Source organism: Streptomyces avicenniae, from assembly GCF_000719135.1.
GTDB lineage: Bacteria > Actinomycetota > Actinomycetes > Streptomycetales > Streptomycetaceae > Streptomyces > Streptomyces avicenniae.
In genome coordinates this window covers 16,494-32,014 of sequence record NZ_JOEK01000011.1, presented here as the reverse complement: position 1 = coordinate 32,014, position 15,521 = coordinate 16,494, and the positions used below count along the sequence as shown (strand labels likewise).

Genomic DNA, 15,521 nt, shown 5'->3' with positions numbered 1-15,521 from the left:
CTCAGTCGTTCCACTGCTTGCGCGCGAACGCGGCGGGCCCGGTCACCAGCGTGTCGGGGGGAACGTCCTTCGTGACGACGGCTCCTGCACCGACCACGGCGCCGCGTCCGATCGTGACGCCGGGAAGGACCGTCACCGCGGCGCCGAGCCAGGCGTGGGCCTCGATCGTGACGGGCGCCCGCGTGAGGAACGCGGCGCGCTCGGAGGCCGGGAGAGGGTGGTCGGACGAGATGAGGGTGGTCTTCGGGCCGATCAGGACGCCGTCGCCCAGCCGGATGCCGCCCTGGTCCAGGAACGTGCAGCCCTGGTTCACGAACACGTTCTCGCCGAACGTGATGCGCAGCCCGTGGTCGGTGTAGAAGGGCGGATAGACGGTGACGGAGTCGGGGACGGGTTTCCCGACGATCTCCGCCAGCAGCGCCGCGCGGGCGGCCTTGTCGTCGAAGGGCAGGACGTTGAGCCGTGACGTCAACGTGGTGACGTGCTCGATCCGCTCTGCCACCCGCGCGAATTCGGCGGAGCGGACGGAGAGCCGGTCGTGGTCTGGCATGGGGATTCCTCAGCGTCGCGTGTCCGGGCCGCACGCCGACGGCACCTGATCAACCGGAGGTTGACCCGAGCCATCAAAGCGACGCCGGTGCGCGGGAATCAAACAACGCTGACCACCCCCACGGGCAACCGTTGGTTGTCCACCTAGGATGCGCGGATGGACGTCACGGCCCTGCGCACCTTTGTCGCCGTCGCGGACGCGGGACAGTTCCGCGAGGCCGCCGTCGATCTGACGATCACTCCGCAGGCCGTGTCCAAACGCGTCACCGCGCTGGAGAAGGAACTCGGCGTCCAGCTCTTCACCCGCGACGCCCGCGGGGCCCGGCTCACCCTCGACGGGCAGGCGTTCCTCCCCCACGCCCGCGCGTTCCTCCACGCAGCCGAGCGCGCCGTCGCGTCCGTGCGGCCGGGCCGTCGGGCACTCCGGGTGGACGTGATCGGCCGCCAGCTCGCCCCGGCGGGACTGCTGCGCCGCTTCCATCTCGCCCATCCCGAGATCGAGTTGGACGTCGTGACGGTGACCGACTCCGGCCCCGCACTCGCCGCCGTGCGGGACGGGACCCTCGACGCGACGTTCCGCGCCATGCCCCTGCCGGGCGGGGAGCTGCCCCGCGGGCTGGAGTCCACCCCCGTCCTCGACGAACCGCTGCACCTGTTCACCGGCCCACGCCACGAGTTCGCGAACGCCCGCGCGCTCACCCCCGCCCAACTGGCCGGACGACGCATCTGGATGCCGGGCAACCTGCCGGGCGCCGAGTGGACCGCCTACTACGACACGCTCGCCGCGGCCTTCGGCCTCACCATCGACGCGGTCGGCCCCGACTTCGGCATCGAGCCCCTGCTCGACACCGTGGCCGGGTCCACGACGCTGGCCACCTTCGTCAGCGAGCAGACGCCGCTGGTGTGGCCCGCCGGGCACGACCTGCGCCGCATCCCCCTCAAGGACCCGGTCCCGCTCTACCCCCACGCGATGATCTGGCGCACCGGCGACGCCCATCCGTCGTTGGCCGCCCTGCGCCGCCATCTCACCGCCGCGTATCCCGGCCGCCCCACCAGCGGCGTCTGGACACCGGACCTGGGCCGACCCGATGGCCCCGACCACTCCTGAGCGGGGTCAGGGCCGGGGCGTCGCCCGGCGGAGCGAGAGGGTCAGCGCGCGGCGTTCCCGGTCGATGCCGGTGACGACGACCGGGATCTCGTCGCCGACCAGGACCACGTCCTCCGGCGCATCCACCGGGCCCGCCGCGAGTTCCGCGAGCGGGACCAGCCCCTCGACCCCCTCGGCGACCAGCACGAACGCGCCGATCGGGGCCAGCTTCGTCACCCGCCCCCGCAGGCGCGCGCCCACCGCCGTGCCGTCCGCGACGGCGAGGAAGGGGTCGGGCCGCGTGGCGCGCAGGGACAGCCTGGCCTCGCCGTTCGACGTGTCGAAGTGGAGGAACGCGCAGGTGACGCGCTCCCCGAGCCGCACGACGTCCGAGGCGTCCTCGACGCGCCGCCAGGACAGGTCGGGCACGGTGACGAACCCGGCGCCGGGGAGGACCGGATGGCGCGGGCCGTCGTCCAGGGCGACGAACACCCCGAACCGCTCGATCGCCGCGACCGTCCCGGACAGCATCTCGCCGGAGCGGCGTGCGGCGAGGAACGCCCACAGGGCGGGGTTCTCGGTGGCGGCCATCGACAGCCGGGCCAGGCCGGGGCCGTGATCGACGGCGATCACCTCGGCGGTGATCCGCTGCCCGGCCCGCACCTCGGCCCGCGCTCCCCCGCGCCAGGAGAGGTCGAGGGGCCCGACCGTGCCCAGGGGGCGCGCGGGAAATCCGTCCAGGGTGACGGTCACCGCGCGGGAGGACGTCACCTCCGTCGCGGTGCCCCGGCAGACGTCCCCGACGCGCAGTGTCGCCAGGAAGGCGCGGGAAGCCTGGTCGTCCCCTGCCGCGCCCATGGCTCAGGGCGCCGGGTCGGGGGCGTGGAGGGAGTCGAGCCAGTGGAGGAGGCGGGTGCCCTCGCGGGTCATGATCTCCGGGTCGCGCAGGGCGTTGGCCAGCAGGGACATGCCCTGGTAGGCGGCGACGAACGTGACGGCGAGGCCGTCGGGGTCGGGCAGGCCGAGGGCGCGGAACTGCCGTGCGGCCCAGTCGATCAGCCGCCGGAGGACGGCCCCGGCCTCCGCGTCGAGGGTGCCGTCGGCGCGCTTGTCGAGCTCGACGGCGAGGGTGCCGGTGGGGCAGCCGTACCGGGCGGCGACGTCGCGCGCGGCGATCCAGCCCTCGACCATCGCCGTCAGGCGCTCGCGCGGGTCGGGCAACCGGCCGAGGGTGGCGGTGAGTGCGTCCAGGTGCGCGCTGTGCTCGGACAGCGCGGCCTGGACGAGCTGGTCCTTGGTCTTGAAGTAGTAGTAGACGTTGCCGACGGGGACACCGGCCGCGCGGGCGATGTCGCCGAGGGTCGTGCGTTCGACGCCCTGCTCGTGCAGGACGCGCGCCGCGGCGGCCGTCAGCCGCCGCCGCTTGTCGGCGGCCCGCCCCTTCGCCGTCACTGAGTCAGTCACCTGACCAACTCTAGCGCGCGGCGTGCTACCGTCCTCCTTGTAAGTCAGCCAACTAACTCACAAGGAGCCCGCATGATCACCGTGACCGGAGCCACCGGGAACGTCGGCCGCGAGCTGGTGCGCGTCCTCCACCGCGCGGACGAGAAGGTGACCGCCGTCTCGCGCGGCGCGGCGCCCGACCTGCCCGAGGGCGTGCGCCACGTCCCGGCCGACCTCGCCGCCCCCGCCACCCTGCGCCCCGCGTTCGACGGGGCCGACGCGCTGTTCCTGCTGGCGGTCGGGGACGATCCGCGCGGCGTGCTCGACGCGGCGAAGGCGGGCGGCGTCCGCCGGGTCGTGCTGGTCTCCTCGATCGGCGTCGCCACCCGGCCGGAGTCCTACGGCCAGCCCGCCGCTTTCGAGGCCGCGCTCCGTGACTCGGGCCTGGAGTGGACCGTGCTGCGCTGCGGCGGCCTGGACTCCAACGCCTTCGCCTGGGCCGGGTCGATCCGCGCCGACCGGCTGGCCGCCGCCCCGTTCGGCGACGTCGGCCTGCCGACGGTCGATCCCGCCGACGTCGCCGAGGTCGCCGCCGCCGCGCTGCTGCGGCCGGGCCACGCCGGAGCCGTCCACGAGCTGACCGGGCCCGCGCCGACCACCCCGCGCGAGCGCGCGGCGGCGATCGGGGCCGCGCTCGGCGAGCCCGTCCGCTTCGTGGAGCAGACCCGCGAGGAGGCACGCGGGCAGATGCTCGCGCACCTGCCCGCGCCGGTGGTGGAGGGCACCCTCGCCATCCTCGGCGCGCCGCTGCCCGCCGAGCGCCGCGTGAGCCCGGACGTCGCACGCGTCCTCGGCCGCGCGCCGCGCCCCTTCGCGGACTGGGCCGCGCGCAACGCCGCCGCCTTCCGCTGACCCGACCGCCTGACCCGACCGCCCCTTCCTCCCTGGAGAACCCCATGCCGACCACACCCGTCCTCGACTCGACGCTCTTCCACCGGGAGCAGGGCTCGGGCACGCCGATCGTCTTCCTCCACGGCAACCCCACCACCTCCCACCTGTGGCGGAACGTCCTGCCGTCCGTGGGCCCGGGCCGCCTGCTCGCCCCCGACCTCATCGGCATGGGCGACTCGGGCAAGCCGGACATCCCCTACTCCTTCGACGACCACGCCCGCCATCTCGACGCCTGGTTCGACGCGCTCGGGCTCGACGGCGTCGTCCTCGTCGGCCACGACTGGGGCGGCGCGCTCGCGTTCGACTTCGCCGCCCGCCACCCGGGGCGGGTGCGCGGCATCGCCTTCACGGAGGCCATCGTCAAGCCGATGAGCTGGGAGGAGTTCCCGGAGGACGGGCGCGCGTTGTTCGCGGCGATCAAGGCCGAGGGCACGGGCGAGGCGATGATCCTCGACGACAACCTCATGCTCGTGCAGGGCCTGCCCGCGACCGTCCTCGCGCCGATGGACCCGGCCGACCTGGCGGCCTACGTGCGGCCCTACCCGACCCGGGAGAGCCGCAGGCCGCTGCTCCGCTGGCCGCGCGCCATGCCGCTCGGCGGCGAACCGGCCGACGTCGTGGCGCGCGTCGAGGCGTTCGACGCGTGGCTCGCGGCCAGCGGGGACGTCCCCAAGCTGCTGATCGACTTCGCGCCGGGGCCCGGCGCGATGACGAGCCCGGAGCTGGTGGCGTGGTGCGCGGAGCACATGGCCGCGCTGGAGATCGCGCGCCACGACCTCCCGGCGGGACACCACACCCCGGAGGACCGCCCCACCGAGATCGCGACGGCGGTCTCGTCCTGGCTGGACCGCCACGCCCTGCGCTGAGCGGCCGGGGTCAAGGGACGCCGACCGGCTCCACGGCTATGGCTCGATCGCGTCGGCCGGTGCGGTGGTGGAGCGCGTACGGGGGGCGTCCTGCCCTGGCGAAGGCCGGGTGGCCCTGGTGATCCAGGCCAGGTACGCGGGCGGGGCCGAGGCGATCGGCAGGGCGATGACTTCCGGCGAGTCGTACGGATGGGCCGCGATCAGGTGCGCCCGCAAGGCGTCCACGCGGTCCGCCGCCGTCCGGAAGGTCACCTGCCACTCCGTACCGGACAGCACCTCGCCCAGGTGCCGGTACGTCGTGGCGACAGGACCGGTCACCTGGCCGGACGCCGCGAGCCCCCCATCGACGGCGCCGAAGGACAGCCGTGCGGCGGCTTCCTCGGTGTCAACTGTGGTGATGACGATCTGGAGTTCGTCCATGGGAGCACGCTACGGGCGGCGGATCGGGTACGCCGTCAGGTGTCCGGTCCTTCGGTCGGTCGCGTCGTCGCCGCGTGGTGGGCGCGGGTGGCGAGGGCGGCCAGGTAGGTGCGGAGTTCCGGGGGTTCGTGCACGGTGAAGTCGCAGCCCAGCATGAGCAGTCGGGACGCGATCCACTCCAGCGCCTCCGCGTCCGTGTCCATGCGGCAGCTGTGCGCATCGACCGGCTCGAAGGTGTCCGGGTGCAGGCCGGAGCGGCGGGCGGCCTCGGCGGCCGGGAGGGCGAGCGTCGCGCGCAGGCGGTACGCGGGGGCCAGCGCGTAGATCTTGTCGCGCACGTGGGCCGCCGCGTCGCCGCCCGGGGGTTCGCGGGGCGGGACGCGGACGCCGGTGGCGCGCGGGTCGGTGAGGCGATCGACGCGGAAGACCCGCCAGTCGTGGCGCTCCGTGTCGTACGCCAGCAGGTACCAGCGGCGGCCCGCCGCGACGAGGCGGTGCGGCTCCACGAGCCGCCGCGACGTGCGCCCGTCGGCCGCGCGGTAGCGGAAGCGCACGCGCTCGTGCGCCACGGCCGCCGCCGCCAGCGTCGTCAGGTGCTCGGGCGCGACGGCCGCACCGCCCGGGACGGTCAGCGACACCGTCGCGGCGGCCAGCGCGCCGACGCGGCGCCGCAGCCGTGACGGCAGCACCTGTTCCAGCTTGGCCAGCGCCCGCACCGACGCCTCCTCGACGCCCTCCACCGCCCCGCCCGCCGCCGACCGCAGCCCGACCGCGACGGCCACCGCCTCCTCGTCGTCCAGCAGCAGCGGCGGCATCGCCGTGCCCGCGACGAGCCGGTAGCCGCCGATCGCGCCCATGGTCGCGCGCACGGGATAGCCGAGGTCACGCAGCCGCTCGACGTCGCGGCGGACCGTGCGGGGGCTGACGCCGAGGCGTGCGGCCAGCTCGCTGCCCGGCCACTCGCGCGGGCTCTGGAGCAGGGACAGCAGGCGGACGAGGCGTGCGGCGGTGTCGCTCATGGCTCCAGGATGCCCCGCCGTCGCGGTCAGGTTCTGACCTACATGGTGCCTAGCGTGAGGAACGTCAGCACGGCAGCATGTCGGCGCACGAGGAGCAGCACCATGAGCGACACCACGATCCGCCCGTTCCGTATCGACGTCCCGCAGCGGGACGTGGACGACCTGCGCGACCGGCTGGCCCGCGCCCGCTGGTCACGGCGGCTGGACGGGGACGACGGCTGGGGCCTCGGCGTGCCGACCGCCTACCTGAAGGAGCTGGCCGCCCACTGGCGCGACGCCTTCGACTGGCGCGCCACGGAGGCGGAGTTGAACCGCTTCCCGCAGTTCACGACCGAACTGGACGGCTACGACGTCCACTTCCTGCACGTCCGCTCCCCCGAGCCCGACGCGCTGCCGCTGGTCCTGCTGCACGGCTGGCCGAACAGCTTCGTGGAGTTCGCCGACCTCGTCGGCCGTCTCACCGATCCCCGGGCGCACGGCGCCGATCCGGCGCGGGCGTTCCACGTCGTCGTGCCCTCGGCGCCCGGCTTCGGCTTCTCGTCGCCGCCGCGCGAGGGGGACGGCCTGTCCGTGGCGCGGCTCGGCGGCATGTGGGCCGCGTTGATGCGGCGCCTCGGGTACGGGCGGTACGGCGTGCAGGGCGGCGACCTGGGCGCGTACGTCGCGCCCGAGGTCGCGAAGGCGGACCCGGCTCACGTGGCCGGGGTGTACGTCACCGGCGGCCTCGGCTTCCCGACGGAGGCCGACGTGCCGGAACTGACCGAGGAGGAGCGGAAGGTGTTCGAGGCGCTCCGATCGGCTGACTGGATGAACGGCGTGGACCACCACGCGCTGCTGCGCGCGGCGCCGCGCACGTTCGCGCACGGCTGGCACGACTCGCCGGTGGCGGCGCTGGCGTGGATGGCGCAGAAGTTCCACGAGTTCTCGATGGACGCGCGCCCGGCCGACGAGGTGGTGGGGCGCGACCGGTTCCTGGCGAACGTGAGCCTGTACTGGTTCACGGACACGTTCGGCACGTCCTCCTGGCCCATGTACACGACGACGGGCATGGGCTGGCCCGAGGGGCAGAAGGCCGTGCCGACCGGCGTCTACAGCGGCGACGAGCCCGCCGTCCGGCGGCTCGCGGAGCGGCACAACACGCTCGTGCACTGGCCGCGCGGCAACCCGGGCGGCCACCACTTCGTCGCCCTGTCCGACCCGGAGCCGTACGCGGCCGACCTGCGGACGTTCTTCGGCGCCGTGCGCTGAGCCGCCCGGAGGCCCGGGCTCAGCCCCACGCCCCGCCGGCGGCGGCCCGCGCGGCCCACTCCTCGAACGCCACCGGCGCACGCCCGAGGACGCGCCGCACCCCGTCGGCGGGCTCGGCCAGGTGCCCGGCCCGCATCCCGGCGAACATCCCGCCGAGCCCCTCGGCCTCCGCCTCGGACGCGCCCGCGGCGAGGAGTTCGCCCCGGTACTCCTCCGGCGTCAGCTCCTCGTACGCGACGTCTCGGCCCGCCGCCCGCGCGATGACGGCGACCGCCTCGCCGAAGGTGAGCGCCCGGGGGCCCGACAGGTCGTACACCTGCCCGTGGTGCCCGTCGCCGGTGAGGAGGGCGGCGGCGACGTCCGCGATGTCCTGGGCGTCGATGAAGGGTTCGGGCGTGGACCCGATCGGGAGGGCGAGCCGCCCGGCCCGCAGCGGGGCGTGCCAGAGGTCCTCGGTGAAGTTCTGGGCGAAGTTGTTGGGACGGACGACGGTCCACTCGGGCGCGTGCTCCCGTACGGCCTCCTCCCCCGCGAGCATGCCGGGGGCGAACGAGGGGGGCAGCCGGTCGATGCCGCGCCCCGACAGCGCCACGAAGCGGCGCACGCCCGCGTCCACGGCCTGCCGGACGAACCGCCCGACGGGTTCCTCCTCCACGGGCGCCACCAGGTAGACGGCGGAGGCCCCGGCGAGGGCGGCGGGCCAGGTGTCGGGGGCGTGCCAGTCGAAGCGGGTGGGGGACGAGCGGGAGGCGGGCCGTACGGGGCGGCCCGCCGCGCGGAGGGCGGCGACGAGGCGGCGGCCGGTCTTGCCGGTGGCGCCGAGGACGAGGACGGGGCTGTCGGTGGGGTTGGTCATGACGGACAGTCAACCGCCGCGGGCGGCGCGCGGGCATGGGCCGTCGTACGGGAGGCATGTCCGATCGTCCGGCGGCCCCGCCGCCCGGACGCCCGGTCCGGTTATCGTGGCGGGCATGGACCCGTTCGAGGATCTGTTGCGCGGGCTGCGCGCGGACGGTGCCGGTTTCCGGCGGGCCGAGCTGTCGCCGCCGTGGACCCTGCGCCCGGGGGGCGCGGCGGCACTGACGCTGTACGCGCCGCTGCGCGGCGAGGGGTGGCTCCGGCAGGAGGAAGGCGGCGGGGAGCCGCTGCGGGTGGTGCCCGGCGACCTGGCGATCGTGCGCGAGCCGGGGCCCTTCGTGCTGGCCGACCGGCCGTCCCCCGGCGCCGACCCGGCCGAGGGCACGGTGCTGCTGACGGCCGCGTACCCCGTGCGCGGCACGGTCGCGCGGCGGCTGCACGGGCTGCTGCCGCCGGTGGTGGTGGCGCCGGGCGGGGACGGCTGCGCGTCACTGCTCGACGTGCTGGAGGCGCAGGCGGGCGCGTGTCCGCCGGGGCAGCAGGTGGTGCGTGACCGGCTGCTGGACTGGCTGCTGGTGTGTTCGCTGCGCGGCTGGTTCGACCGGCCAGGCGCCGCGCCGTCCGGCTGGTTCCACGCGCTGGGTGACGCGACGGTGGGCCCGGTGCTGCGCGCGATGCACGCCGCGCCCGAGCGGCCGTGGACGCTCGCCACGCTGGCGGCGCAGGCGCGCGTCTCCCGGACGACGCTGGCCGAGCGGTTCACGCGGCTGGTGGGCGAGCCGCCGCTGACGTACCTGACCGACTGGCGGATGACGCTGGCGGCCGATCTGCTGACCGGCTCGACCGAGAAGGTCGGCGCGGTGGCGCGCCGTGCGGGGTACGCGGACGCGTTCGGCTTCAGCGCGGCGTTCAAGCGGTTCCACGGCGTCAGCCCCAGCGCCTATCGGGCGAACTGCTGGGCGGAGGAGGGCTGTTCGGCGGGCGCGGAGGTCGGCGGCTCGCGCTGAGCGGGGCACAAGAGGGGTGGACACGCCGATAAGGGGTCACGCGTCATGGCGCGTGACCCCTTTCCCACGTCGGCGTGTCCGGCGCACTGCATACCCCCCTGGGGTATGTTATGTTTCTCGCGTCACCCGGCGAGAGCTGCTGAAGGGAAACCGCCATGAGCACGTCCACCGCATCCGTGGTCGCCACCTACACCGTCACGGGCATGACCTGTGGCCACTGCGTCGGCTCGGTCAGCGCCGAGATCGGCGCCATCGAGGGCGTCAGCGGCGTCGAGGTCGATCTGCCGACCGGCGCCGTGACCGTGACGAGCGCCGCCCCGCTGGTGGAGGCGGACGTCGCCGCCGCCGTCACCGAGGCCGGGTACGAGCTGACCGCCGCGCCGAAGCCCGAGCTGCCGCAGGCGTCCGGCTGCTGCGGCTCCGGCGGCTGCCACTGACCCGCCGCCGCCCGGCGCCGGGCGGGAACCGGCGCCGGGCGGCACCCGCGCCCACCTGGACCACCCGGACCAGCAGGACCACGAGGAGAACGTCATGAACACGGCAGCGAAGGTCGGCTCCTTCACCGCGGGGCTCGGCCTCGCCTTCGGGGCGGCCTTCGGCATCGGGGGCGCGGTCGGCCCGATCGGCTCCGACCCGGCCCCGGCCCACGACGACCACGGCGGCAGCGCCGACGACACCCCGGGCGACACCCCCAGGAACGAGGACGACATGGACCACGGCGCCCACGCAGGCGGGAGCACCCCCACCACCCCGGGCGGCCTCCAGATATCCGAGCGCGGCTACACCCTCGTGCCGCCCGCCCGCACGGCGGCCCCCGGCGAGGAGACGGACCTGCGCTTCCGCGTCCTCGGCCCGGACGGCGCCCCGCTCACGGAGTACACGCCCACCCACGAGCGTGACCTGCACCTCATCGTCGCCCGGCGCGACCTGAGCGGCTTCCAGCACGTCCACCCCACCCTCGGCGCGGACGGCACCTGGAGCGTCCCCCTGACGTTCCCCGAGGCGGGCGACTACCGCATGTTCGCCGACTTCGCCCCGGCGGGGGACGACGCGGGCCCGCTGACGCTCGGCGCCGACCTGCCGGTCGCGGGGGCGTACGCCCCGCAGCCGCTGCCGGAGGCGGCGCGCACCGCCACCGTGGACGGCTACACCGTCACCCTCGACGGTTCCCTCGCCGCCGGGGCCGAGAGCGCGCTGACCCTGAGCGTCAGCCGGGACGGCGAGCCCGTCACCGACCTGGAGCCCTACCTCGGCGCCTACGGCCACCTCGTCGCACTGCGCGAGGGCGACCTCGCCTACCTGCACGTCCACCCGCAGGGCGAGCCGGGCGACGGCGAGACGCCCGCGGGCCCCGGCATCACGTTCCACACGCAGGCCCCGAGCGACGGGGCGTACCGTCTGTACCTGGACTTCCAGCACGGGGGAACGGTCAGGACGGCCGCGTTCACGGTGGTGGCGGGCCACGGCGGCGGGGAGACGGACGGCGGCCACACGCACTGATCCGCCTGCCCACCGCATACCCCTACCCCGTACAGGCATCGACAGGAGAGAAGGCGAGATGACCTCCCCCAGCGGCACCTCCACGCAGCCGGGCACCGGCTCGGTCGAACTGACCATCGGCGGCATGACCTGCGCCTCGTGCGCCAACCGGATCGAGCGCAAGCTCAACAAGCTCGACGGCGTCACCGCCACCGTCAACTACGCCACGGAGAAGGCCAAGGTCACCTACGCGGGAGACGTCAGCGTCGAGGACCTCGTCGGCCAGGTCGAGGCGGCCGGGTACACGGCGGAGCCGCCCCCGCCACCTGCCCCGGCCGGGGGGCCACCCGATACCGGGGCGCCCGCGGGCGAGGAGCGGGAGGACGGGCGGCTGCGCGCCCTGCGCGAGCGGCTGACGGTCTCGGCCGTGCTGACGGTGCCGGTGGTGCTGCTGGCCATGGTCCCGGCCTGGCAGTTCGACGGCTGGCAGTGGATCTCCCTGGCGCTGGCGTGGCCCGTGGTCGTGTGGGGCGCCTGGCCGTTCCACCGCGCCGCGTTCACCAACCTGCGGCACGGCGCGTCCACCATGGACACGCTGGTGTCCCTCGGCACGCTGGCGGCGCTCGGCTGGTCGGTGTACGCGCTGCTGTTCGGCAGCGCGGGCACCCTCGGGATGACGCACCCGTTCAGCTTCACGATCGAGCGCAGCGACGGCGGCGGCAACATCTACCTGGAGGCGGCGGCGGGCGTCACGACGTTCCTCCTCGCAGGGCGGTACTTCGAGGCGCGGGCCAAGCGGCGCTCCGGCGCGGCGCTGCGGGCGCTGCTGGAGATGGGCGCGCGGGACGTCGCGGTGCTGCGGGACGGGCGCGAGGAGCGGGTCCCGGTCGAGCGGCTGGCGGTGGGCGACGTGTTCGTGGTGCGCCCCGGCGAGAAGATCGCGACGGACGGCACGGTCACCGAGGGCTCGTCCGCCGTGGACGCCTCGATGCTGACCGGCGAGTCCGTGCCGGTCGAGGTGCGGCCGGGCGACGCGGTGACGGGCGCGACGATCAACGCGGGCGGGCGGCTCGTCGTCCGCGCCACCCGGGTCGGCGCGGACACGCAGCTCGCCAGGATGGCGCGGATGGTCGAGGACGCGCAGAACGGCAAGGCGGCCGTGCAGCGGCTCGCCGACCGGATCTCGGGCGTCTTCGTGCCCGTCGTGATCACCCTCGCCGTCGCGACGCTCGGCTTCTGGTGGGGCACGGGCGGGGGCGTGTCGGCCGCGTTCACGGCGGCGGTGGCCGTCCTCATCATCGCCTGCCCCTGCGCCCTGGGCCTGGCCACGCCGACCGCGCTGATGGTCGGCACGGGCCGGGGCGCGCAGCTCGGCATCCTCATCAAGGGGCCCGAGGTGTTGGAATCGACGCGCCGCGTGGACACCGTCGTCCTGGACAAGACCGGCACCGTCACCGAGGGCCGCATGACGCTCGTCGCCGTCCACACGGCCGAGGGCGAGGACGAGGCGGAGGTGCTGCGGCTCGCGGGCGCCCTGGAGGACGCGTCGGAGCACCCGATCGCCCGCGCCGTCGCCACCGCCGCGACCGAGCGGACCGGCGCGCTCCCGGCGGCAGAGGACTTCGCGAACGAGGAGGGGCTCGGCGTCCGGGGCGTCGTGGAGGGCCACGCCGTGCTGGTGGGGCGGCCGAGGCTGCTCGCCGACTGGGCGCTCGCGCTGCCCGCCGGTCTTGAACGGGCCCTGGCGGACGCGGAGGCGGAGGGCCGTACGGCGGTCGCCGTCGCGTGGGACGGGGCGGCGCGCGGGGTGCTCGTCGTGTCGGACACCGTCAAGCCGACGTCGGCGGAGGCCGTCGCGCGGCTGCGGGAGCTGGGCCTGACGCCCGTGCTGCTGACGGGCGACAACGCGCGGGCGGCGGCGGTGGTGGCGCGTGAGGTCGGCATCGACGCCGACCAGGTGATCGCCGAGGTGCTGCCGCAGGACAAGGCGGACGTCGTCGCCCGGTTGCAGGCCGAGGGGCGGAGCGTGGCGATGGTGGGTGACGGCGTGAACGACGCGGCGGCGCTCGCGACGGCCGACCTGGGCCTCGCCATGGGCACCGGCACGGACGTCGCGATCGAGGCGGCCGACCTGACGCTCGTACGGGGCGACCTGCGCGCCGCCGCCGACGCCATCCGGCTCGCGCGCCGGACGCTGGGCACGATCAAGGGGAACCTGTTCTGGGCCTTCGCCTACAACGTGGCGTCGCTGCCGCTGGCGGCGGCCGGGCTGCTCAACCCGATGCTGGCGGGGGCGGCGATGGCGTTCTCCTCGGTCTTCGTGGTGAGCAACAGCCTGCGGCTGCGGGGGTTCACGGCGCAGACCGCCTGACCGGCCCCCCGCCCGGCCCCCGACGGCCGCCCGACCGCGCACGGCGGCCGGGCGGCCGTCACGCGTGGGCCCAGGACATGCGGATGCCGAGGGTGCTCTGCGCGGGGAGCATGCCGGTGCCGACGAGGGCGCGGACGGCGGGGAGCAGCGCGGCGGCGAGGCGGCCGGTCTCTGCCGGGGTCAGGGCCTCCCACGGCGCGGCGGCCAGCTCGTCCGTCAGCCGCTCGACGGCGCCGTGTACCCGCAGGCACTCCTCGGTCGCCGCGCCGTCCGCGTCCAGCAGGCCGCGCGCGGCGAGCCGTTCGCGGGCGGCGCCCCACGCGTCGGCGCTCCAGCCCCTGCTGGCGAAGACCTCGTCGGGGGCCGCGCCCGCGGCGGCGTGCGAGACCAGCGACTCGACGGGGTCGAGGCCGTGGGCCTGGAGGGCGGCGACGTGGCCGTCGCCCCGGTGCTCGCGCAGGATCGTGGCGGCGTGCCACAGGACGGCGTGCGGTGCCTGTGGCCAGGGCAGCGCGGCGTTGACGGCGGCCAGCGGGCGGCCCGCCGTGTCGGCGGCCTCGGCGGCGCGGCGGGCGAGGGCGGCGGCGTCGCGCAGTTCCGGCGTGTCGGCGAGCCCGCCGAGGACCCGCCGCAGCGCCTCGTCCACGGAGGCGAGGCGCGCCTCGACGACCTGGCCGGGGCTCGCGACGTCCCAGGCGGGGGCGATGTACCGCTCGACCTTGCGCGGGGCGAAGCTGTGGAAGGTGGCGGTGACGAGCGCGGGTCCCACGGGGCCGAGGGGCGCGGCGCGGTAGGCGAAGTACCCGGCCCAGCGGCGCTCCGCCGGGTAGCCGAGCGCGGCGGCGCGCGCGACGCACTCCGGCGCGAAGTAGGCCGTGGCGTGGACGGGTTCGAGCAGCTGCCACATCTTCCTGACGGTGCCGGGGCTGTGCGTCACGTCGCGTCCTCTCGGTGGTTCCGGTGTCCGTGCGGACGGCGCCCACGATGACACCGGGCGGCGGATCTTGTCAATGACTAGTTCCGCTGCCCCGACGGGCCGACGCACCCCCCTCCGCGCGCGTCGGCCCAGTTCCACGGCCGCGCGCTCAGCCCGCGGGCTCCAGGGCGACGAGCATCTTCCCGAGGTTCTCGCCGCGCAGCATGCCGAGGAAGGCGCCCACGGTGTGCTCGATCCCCCGCACGATCGTCGCGTCCGACGTCACGGTGCCCGACCGCAGGTGCGGGACGAGGAGGTCCTCCAGCTCCTGCTGCACCGGCGTGAAGTCGCGGACGCGGACGCCTTCCAGGCGCAGCGACTTGCCGACGATGTCGAAGAGGTTGCGCGGCGCGGGCGGCGGCGTCGCGGCCGAGTGGTACTGGGCGATGGCGCCGACCCAGGCGATACGGCCGTGGTCGCGCAGGGCGCCGATCGCGGCCTCCAGGTGGTCGCCCCCGACGTTGTCCAGGTAGGTGCTGATGCCGTCGGGCGCGGCCTTGGCGAGCAGGTCGGGCAGCGGCCCGTCGTGGTAGTTGAAGGCGGCGTCGAAGCCGAGGTGTTCCGTCAGGTGGCGGACCTTGACCGGCGTGCCCGCGCTGCCGACGAGGCGGCGCACCCCCAGCAGGCGGGCGATACGGGCCGCGGCCGAGCCGACGCCGCCCGCCGCGGCGGAGATGAACAGGTCGTCCAGCTCGGTCAGTTCGAGGAATCGGGTCAGCGCGACATAGGCGGTCAGCCCGGTGCCGCCGAGGATGCCGAGATGGGCGTGCAGCGGGACGCCGGGGTAGGAGGTGATCTTCCGCGTACCGTGCTCCCCCAGCGTGACGAGCGCGTGGGTGCGCCAGCCGTGCCGGTGGAAGACGAGGTCGCCCTCGCGCAGCTGCGGGTCGCGGGAGGCGACGACCCGGGCGAGGGTGCGGCCTTCGAGGGGCGCGTCGAGGGCCCAGCCGCCGTCCTCGTCCATCAGCTCCCTGTGGTAGGGATCGACGGAGAGGAACAGGTTCTCCACCAGCGCCGTGCCCGGCTCGGGGGCGGGCACGGGGCTCTCGACGAGCCGGAACAGGTCGGGGGTGGGGAAGCCGTCCGGCCTCGCGGTCTGGTGCACGGTGATGGCGGTCGTCGTCATGACTCGGAACCTACGGACCGCGCGCCGCGCCGGGCAGACGGCACGGGTCATGGAACAAGACGTTCCGTGTGCGCCGTTCATGGAACAGACCGGGACACGGGCCCGGCGAGAAGGGAAGGGA

At 75.3% G+C, this 15,521-nt stretch carries 16 protein-coding genes; 8 read left to right on the top strand and 8 right to left on the bottom strand.

Features of this window, described 5'->3' with window-relative positions; translation table 11 throughout:
• Position 1: 1 nt before the first annotated feature.
• Positions 2-550: a DapH/DapD/GlmU-related protein gene (locus tag IF27_RS19285; protein ID WP_052850920.1), complete on the bottom strand. Its 549-nt coding sequence runs from the start codon at positions 548-550 to the stop codon at positions 2-4.
• Between the two features lie 156 nt (positions 551-706).
• On the opposite strand from IF27_RS19285, the gene IF27_RS19280 reads away from it, so the two are divergent.
• Positions 707-1,657 carry a LysR family transcriptional regulator gene (locus IF27_RS19280; protein WP_052850919.1) on the top strand — a complete coding sequence of 317 codons (951 nt, stop codon included), beginning with the start codon at positions 707-709 and terminating at the stop codon, positions 1,655-1,657.
• Positions 1,658-1,663: 6 nt separating this feature from the next.
• Here the strand turns inward: IF27_RS19280 and IF27_RS19275 are convergent, their stop codons facing one another.
• Both IF27_RS19275 and IF27_RS19270 read right to left on the bottom strand, forming a co-directional pair.
• Positions 1,664-2,494 (bottom strand): S1 RNA-binding domain-containing protein, encoded by an 831-nt coding sequence (locus IF27_RS19275; RefSeq protein ID WP_052850918.1) that lies wholly within the window; start codon positions 2,492-2,494, stop codon positions 1,664-1,666.
• Between the two features lie 3 nt (positions 2,495-2,497).
• Positions 2,498-3,100 (bottom strand): TetR/AcrR family transcriptional regulator, encoded by a 603-nt coding sequence (locus tag IF27_RS19270; RefSeq protein ID WP_052850917.1) that lies wholly within the window; start codon positions 3,098-3,100, stop codon positions 2,498-2,500.
• A 72-nt stretch (positions 3,101-3,172) separates the two neighbouring features.
• Between IF27_RS19270 and IF27_RS19265 the strand changes: the two genes are divergently transcribed.
• Both IF27_RS19265 and IF27_RS19260 read left to right on the top strand, forming a co-directional pair.
• Entirely contained in the window at positions 3,173-3,991 is an 819-nt protein-coding gene (locus IF27_RS19265) for an NAD(P)H-binding protein (protein ID WP_052850916.1), read from the top strand.
• A 44-nt stretch (positions 3,992-4,035) separates the two neighbouring features.
• Positions 4,036-4,896 carry a haloalkane dehalogenase gene (locus IF27_RS19260; protein WP_052850915.1) on the top strand — a complete coding sequence of 287 codons (861 nt, stop codon included), beginning with the start codon at positions 4,036-4,038 and terminating at the stop codon, positions 4,894-4,896.
• A 36-nt stretch (positions 4,897-4,932) separates the two neighbouring features.
• Here IF27_RS19260 and cutA read toward each other — a convergent pair whose 3' ends face one another.
• Both cutA and IF27_RS19250 read right to left on the bottom strand, forming a co-directional pair.
• Positions 4,933-5,316 (bottom strand): divalent-cation tolerance protein CutA, encoded by a 384-nt coding sequence (gene cutA / locus IF27_RS19255; protein WP_110946047.1) that lies wholly within the window; start codon positions 5,314-5,316, stop codon positions 4,933-4,935.
• Positions 5,317-5,351: 35 nt separating this feature from the next.
• Positions 5,352-6,335, bottom strand: a complete 984-nt coding sequence (locus IF27_RS19250; RefSeq protein ID WP_052850914.1) for a helix-turn-helix transcriptional regulator — start codon at positions 6,333-6,335, stop codon at positions 5,352-5,354.
• Between the two features lie 102 nt (positions 6,336-6,437).
• On the opposite strand from IF27_RS19250, the gene IF27_RS19245 reads away from it, so the two are divergent.
• On the top strand, positions 6,438-7,583 hold the full coding sequence (locus tag IF27_RS19245) for an epoxide hydrolase family protein (protein WP_052850913.1): 1,146 nt from the start codon (positions 6,438-6,440) through the stop codon (positions 7,581-7,583).
• 19 nt (positions 7,584-7,602) lie between these two features.
• Here IF27_RS19245 and IF27_RS19240 read toward each other — a convergent pair whose 3' ends face one another.
• Positions 7,603-8,439: an NmrA family NAD(P)-binding protein gene (locus IF27_RS19240; RefSeq protein ID WP_052850912.1), complete on the bottom strand. Its 837-nt coding sequence runs from the start codon at positions 8,437-8,439 to the stop codon at positions 7,603-7,605.
• A gap of 115 nt (positions 8,440-8,554) precedes the next feature.
• On the opposite strand from IF27_RS19240, the gene IF27_RS19235 reads away from it, so the two are divergent.
• The 4 genes from IF27_RS19235 to IF27_RS19220 all read left to right on the top strand — a co-directional run bounded on the left by IF27_RS19235 (position 8,555) and on the right by IF27_RS19220 (position 13,298).
• Positions 8,555-9,448, top strand: coding sequence for an AraC family transcriptional regulator (locus tag IF27_RS19235; protein WP_052850911.1), 894 nt, complete (start codon positions 8,555-8,557; stop codon positions 9,446-9,448).
• 155 nt (positions 9,449-9,603) lie between these two features.
• Positions 9,604-9,885, top strand: coding sequence for a heavy-metal-associated domain-containing protein (locus IF27_RS19230; protein ID WP_052850910.1), 282 nt, complete (start codon positions 9,604-9,606; stop codon positions 9,883-9,885).
• Between the two features lie 94 nt (positions 9,886-9,979).
• On the top strand, positions 9,980-10,948 hold the full coding sequence (locus IF27_RS19225; protein WP_052850909.1) for a hypothetical protein: 969 nt from the start codon (positions 9,980-9,982) through the stop codon (positions 10,946-10,948).
• A 58-nt stretch (positions 10,949-11,006) separates the two neighbouring features.
• Complete coding sequence (locus tag IF27_RS19220; RefSeq protein ID WP_052850908.1) at positions 11,007-13,298, top strand: heavy metal translocating P-type ATPase; 2,292 nt, start codon at positions 11,007-11,009, stop codon at positions 13,296-13,298.
• A gap of 58 nt (positions 13,299-13,356) precedes the next feature.
• On the opposite strand, the gene IF27_RS19215 is transcribed toward IF27_RS19220, so the two are convergent.
• Positions 13,357-14,235 carry an SCO6745 family protein gene (locus tag IF27_RS19215; protein WP_110946046.1) on the bottom strand — a complete coding sequence of 293 codons (879 nt, stop codon included), beginning with the start codon at positions 14,233-14,235 and terminating at the stop codon, positions 13,357-13,359.
• Between the two features lie 148 nt (positions 14,236-14,383).
• Positions 14,384-15,400, bottom strand: coding sequence for an MDR family NADP-dependent oxidoreductase (locus tag IF27_RS19210; RefSeq protein WP_052850907.1), 1,017 nt, complete (start codon positions 15,398-15,400; stop codon positions 14,384-14,386).
• Between the last annotated feature and the right edge of the window lie 121 nt (positions 15,401-15,521).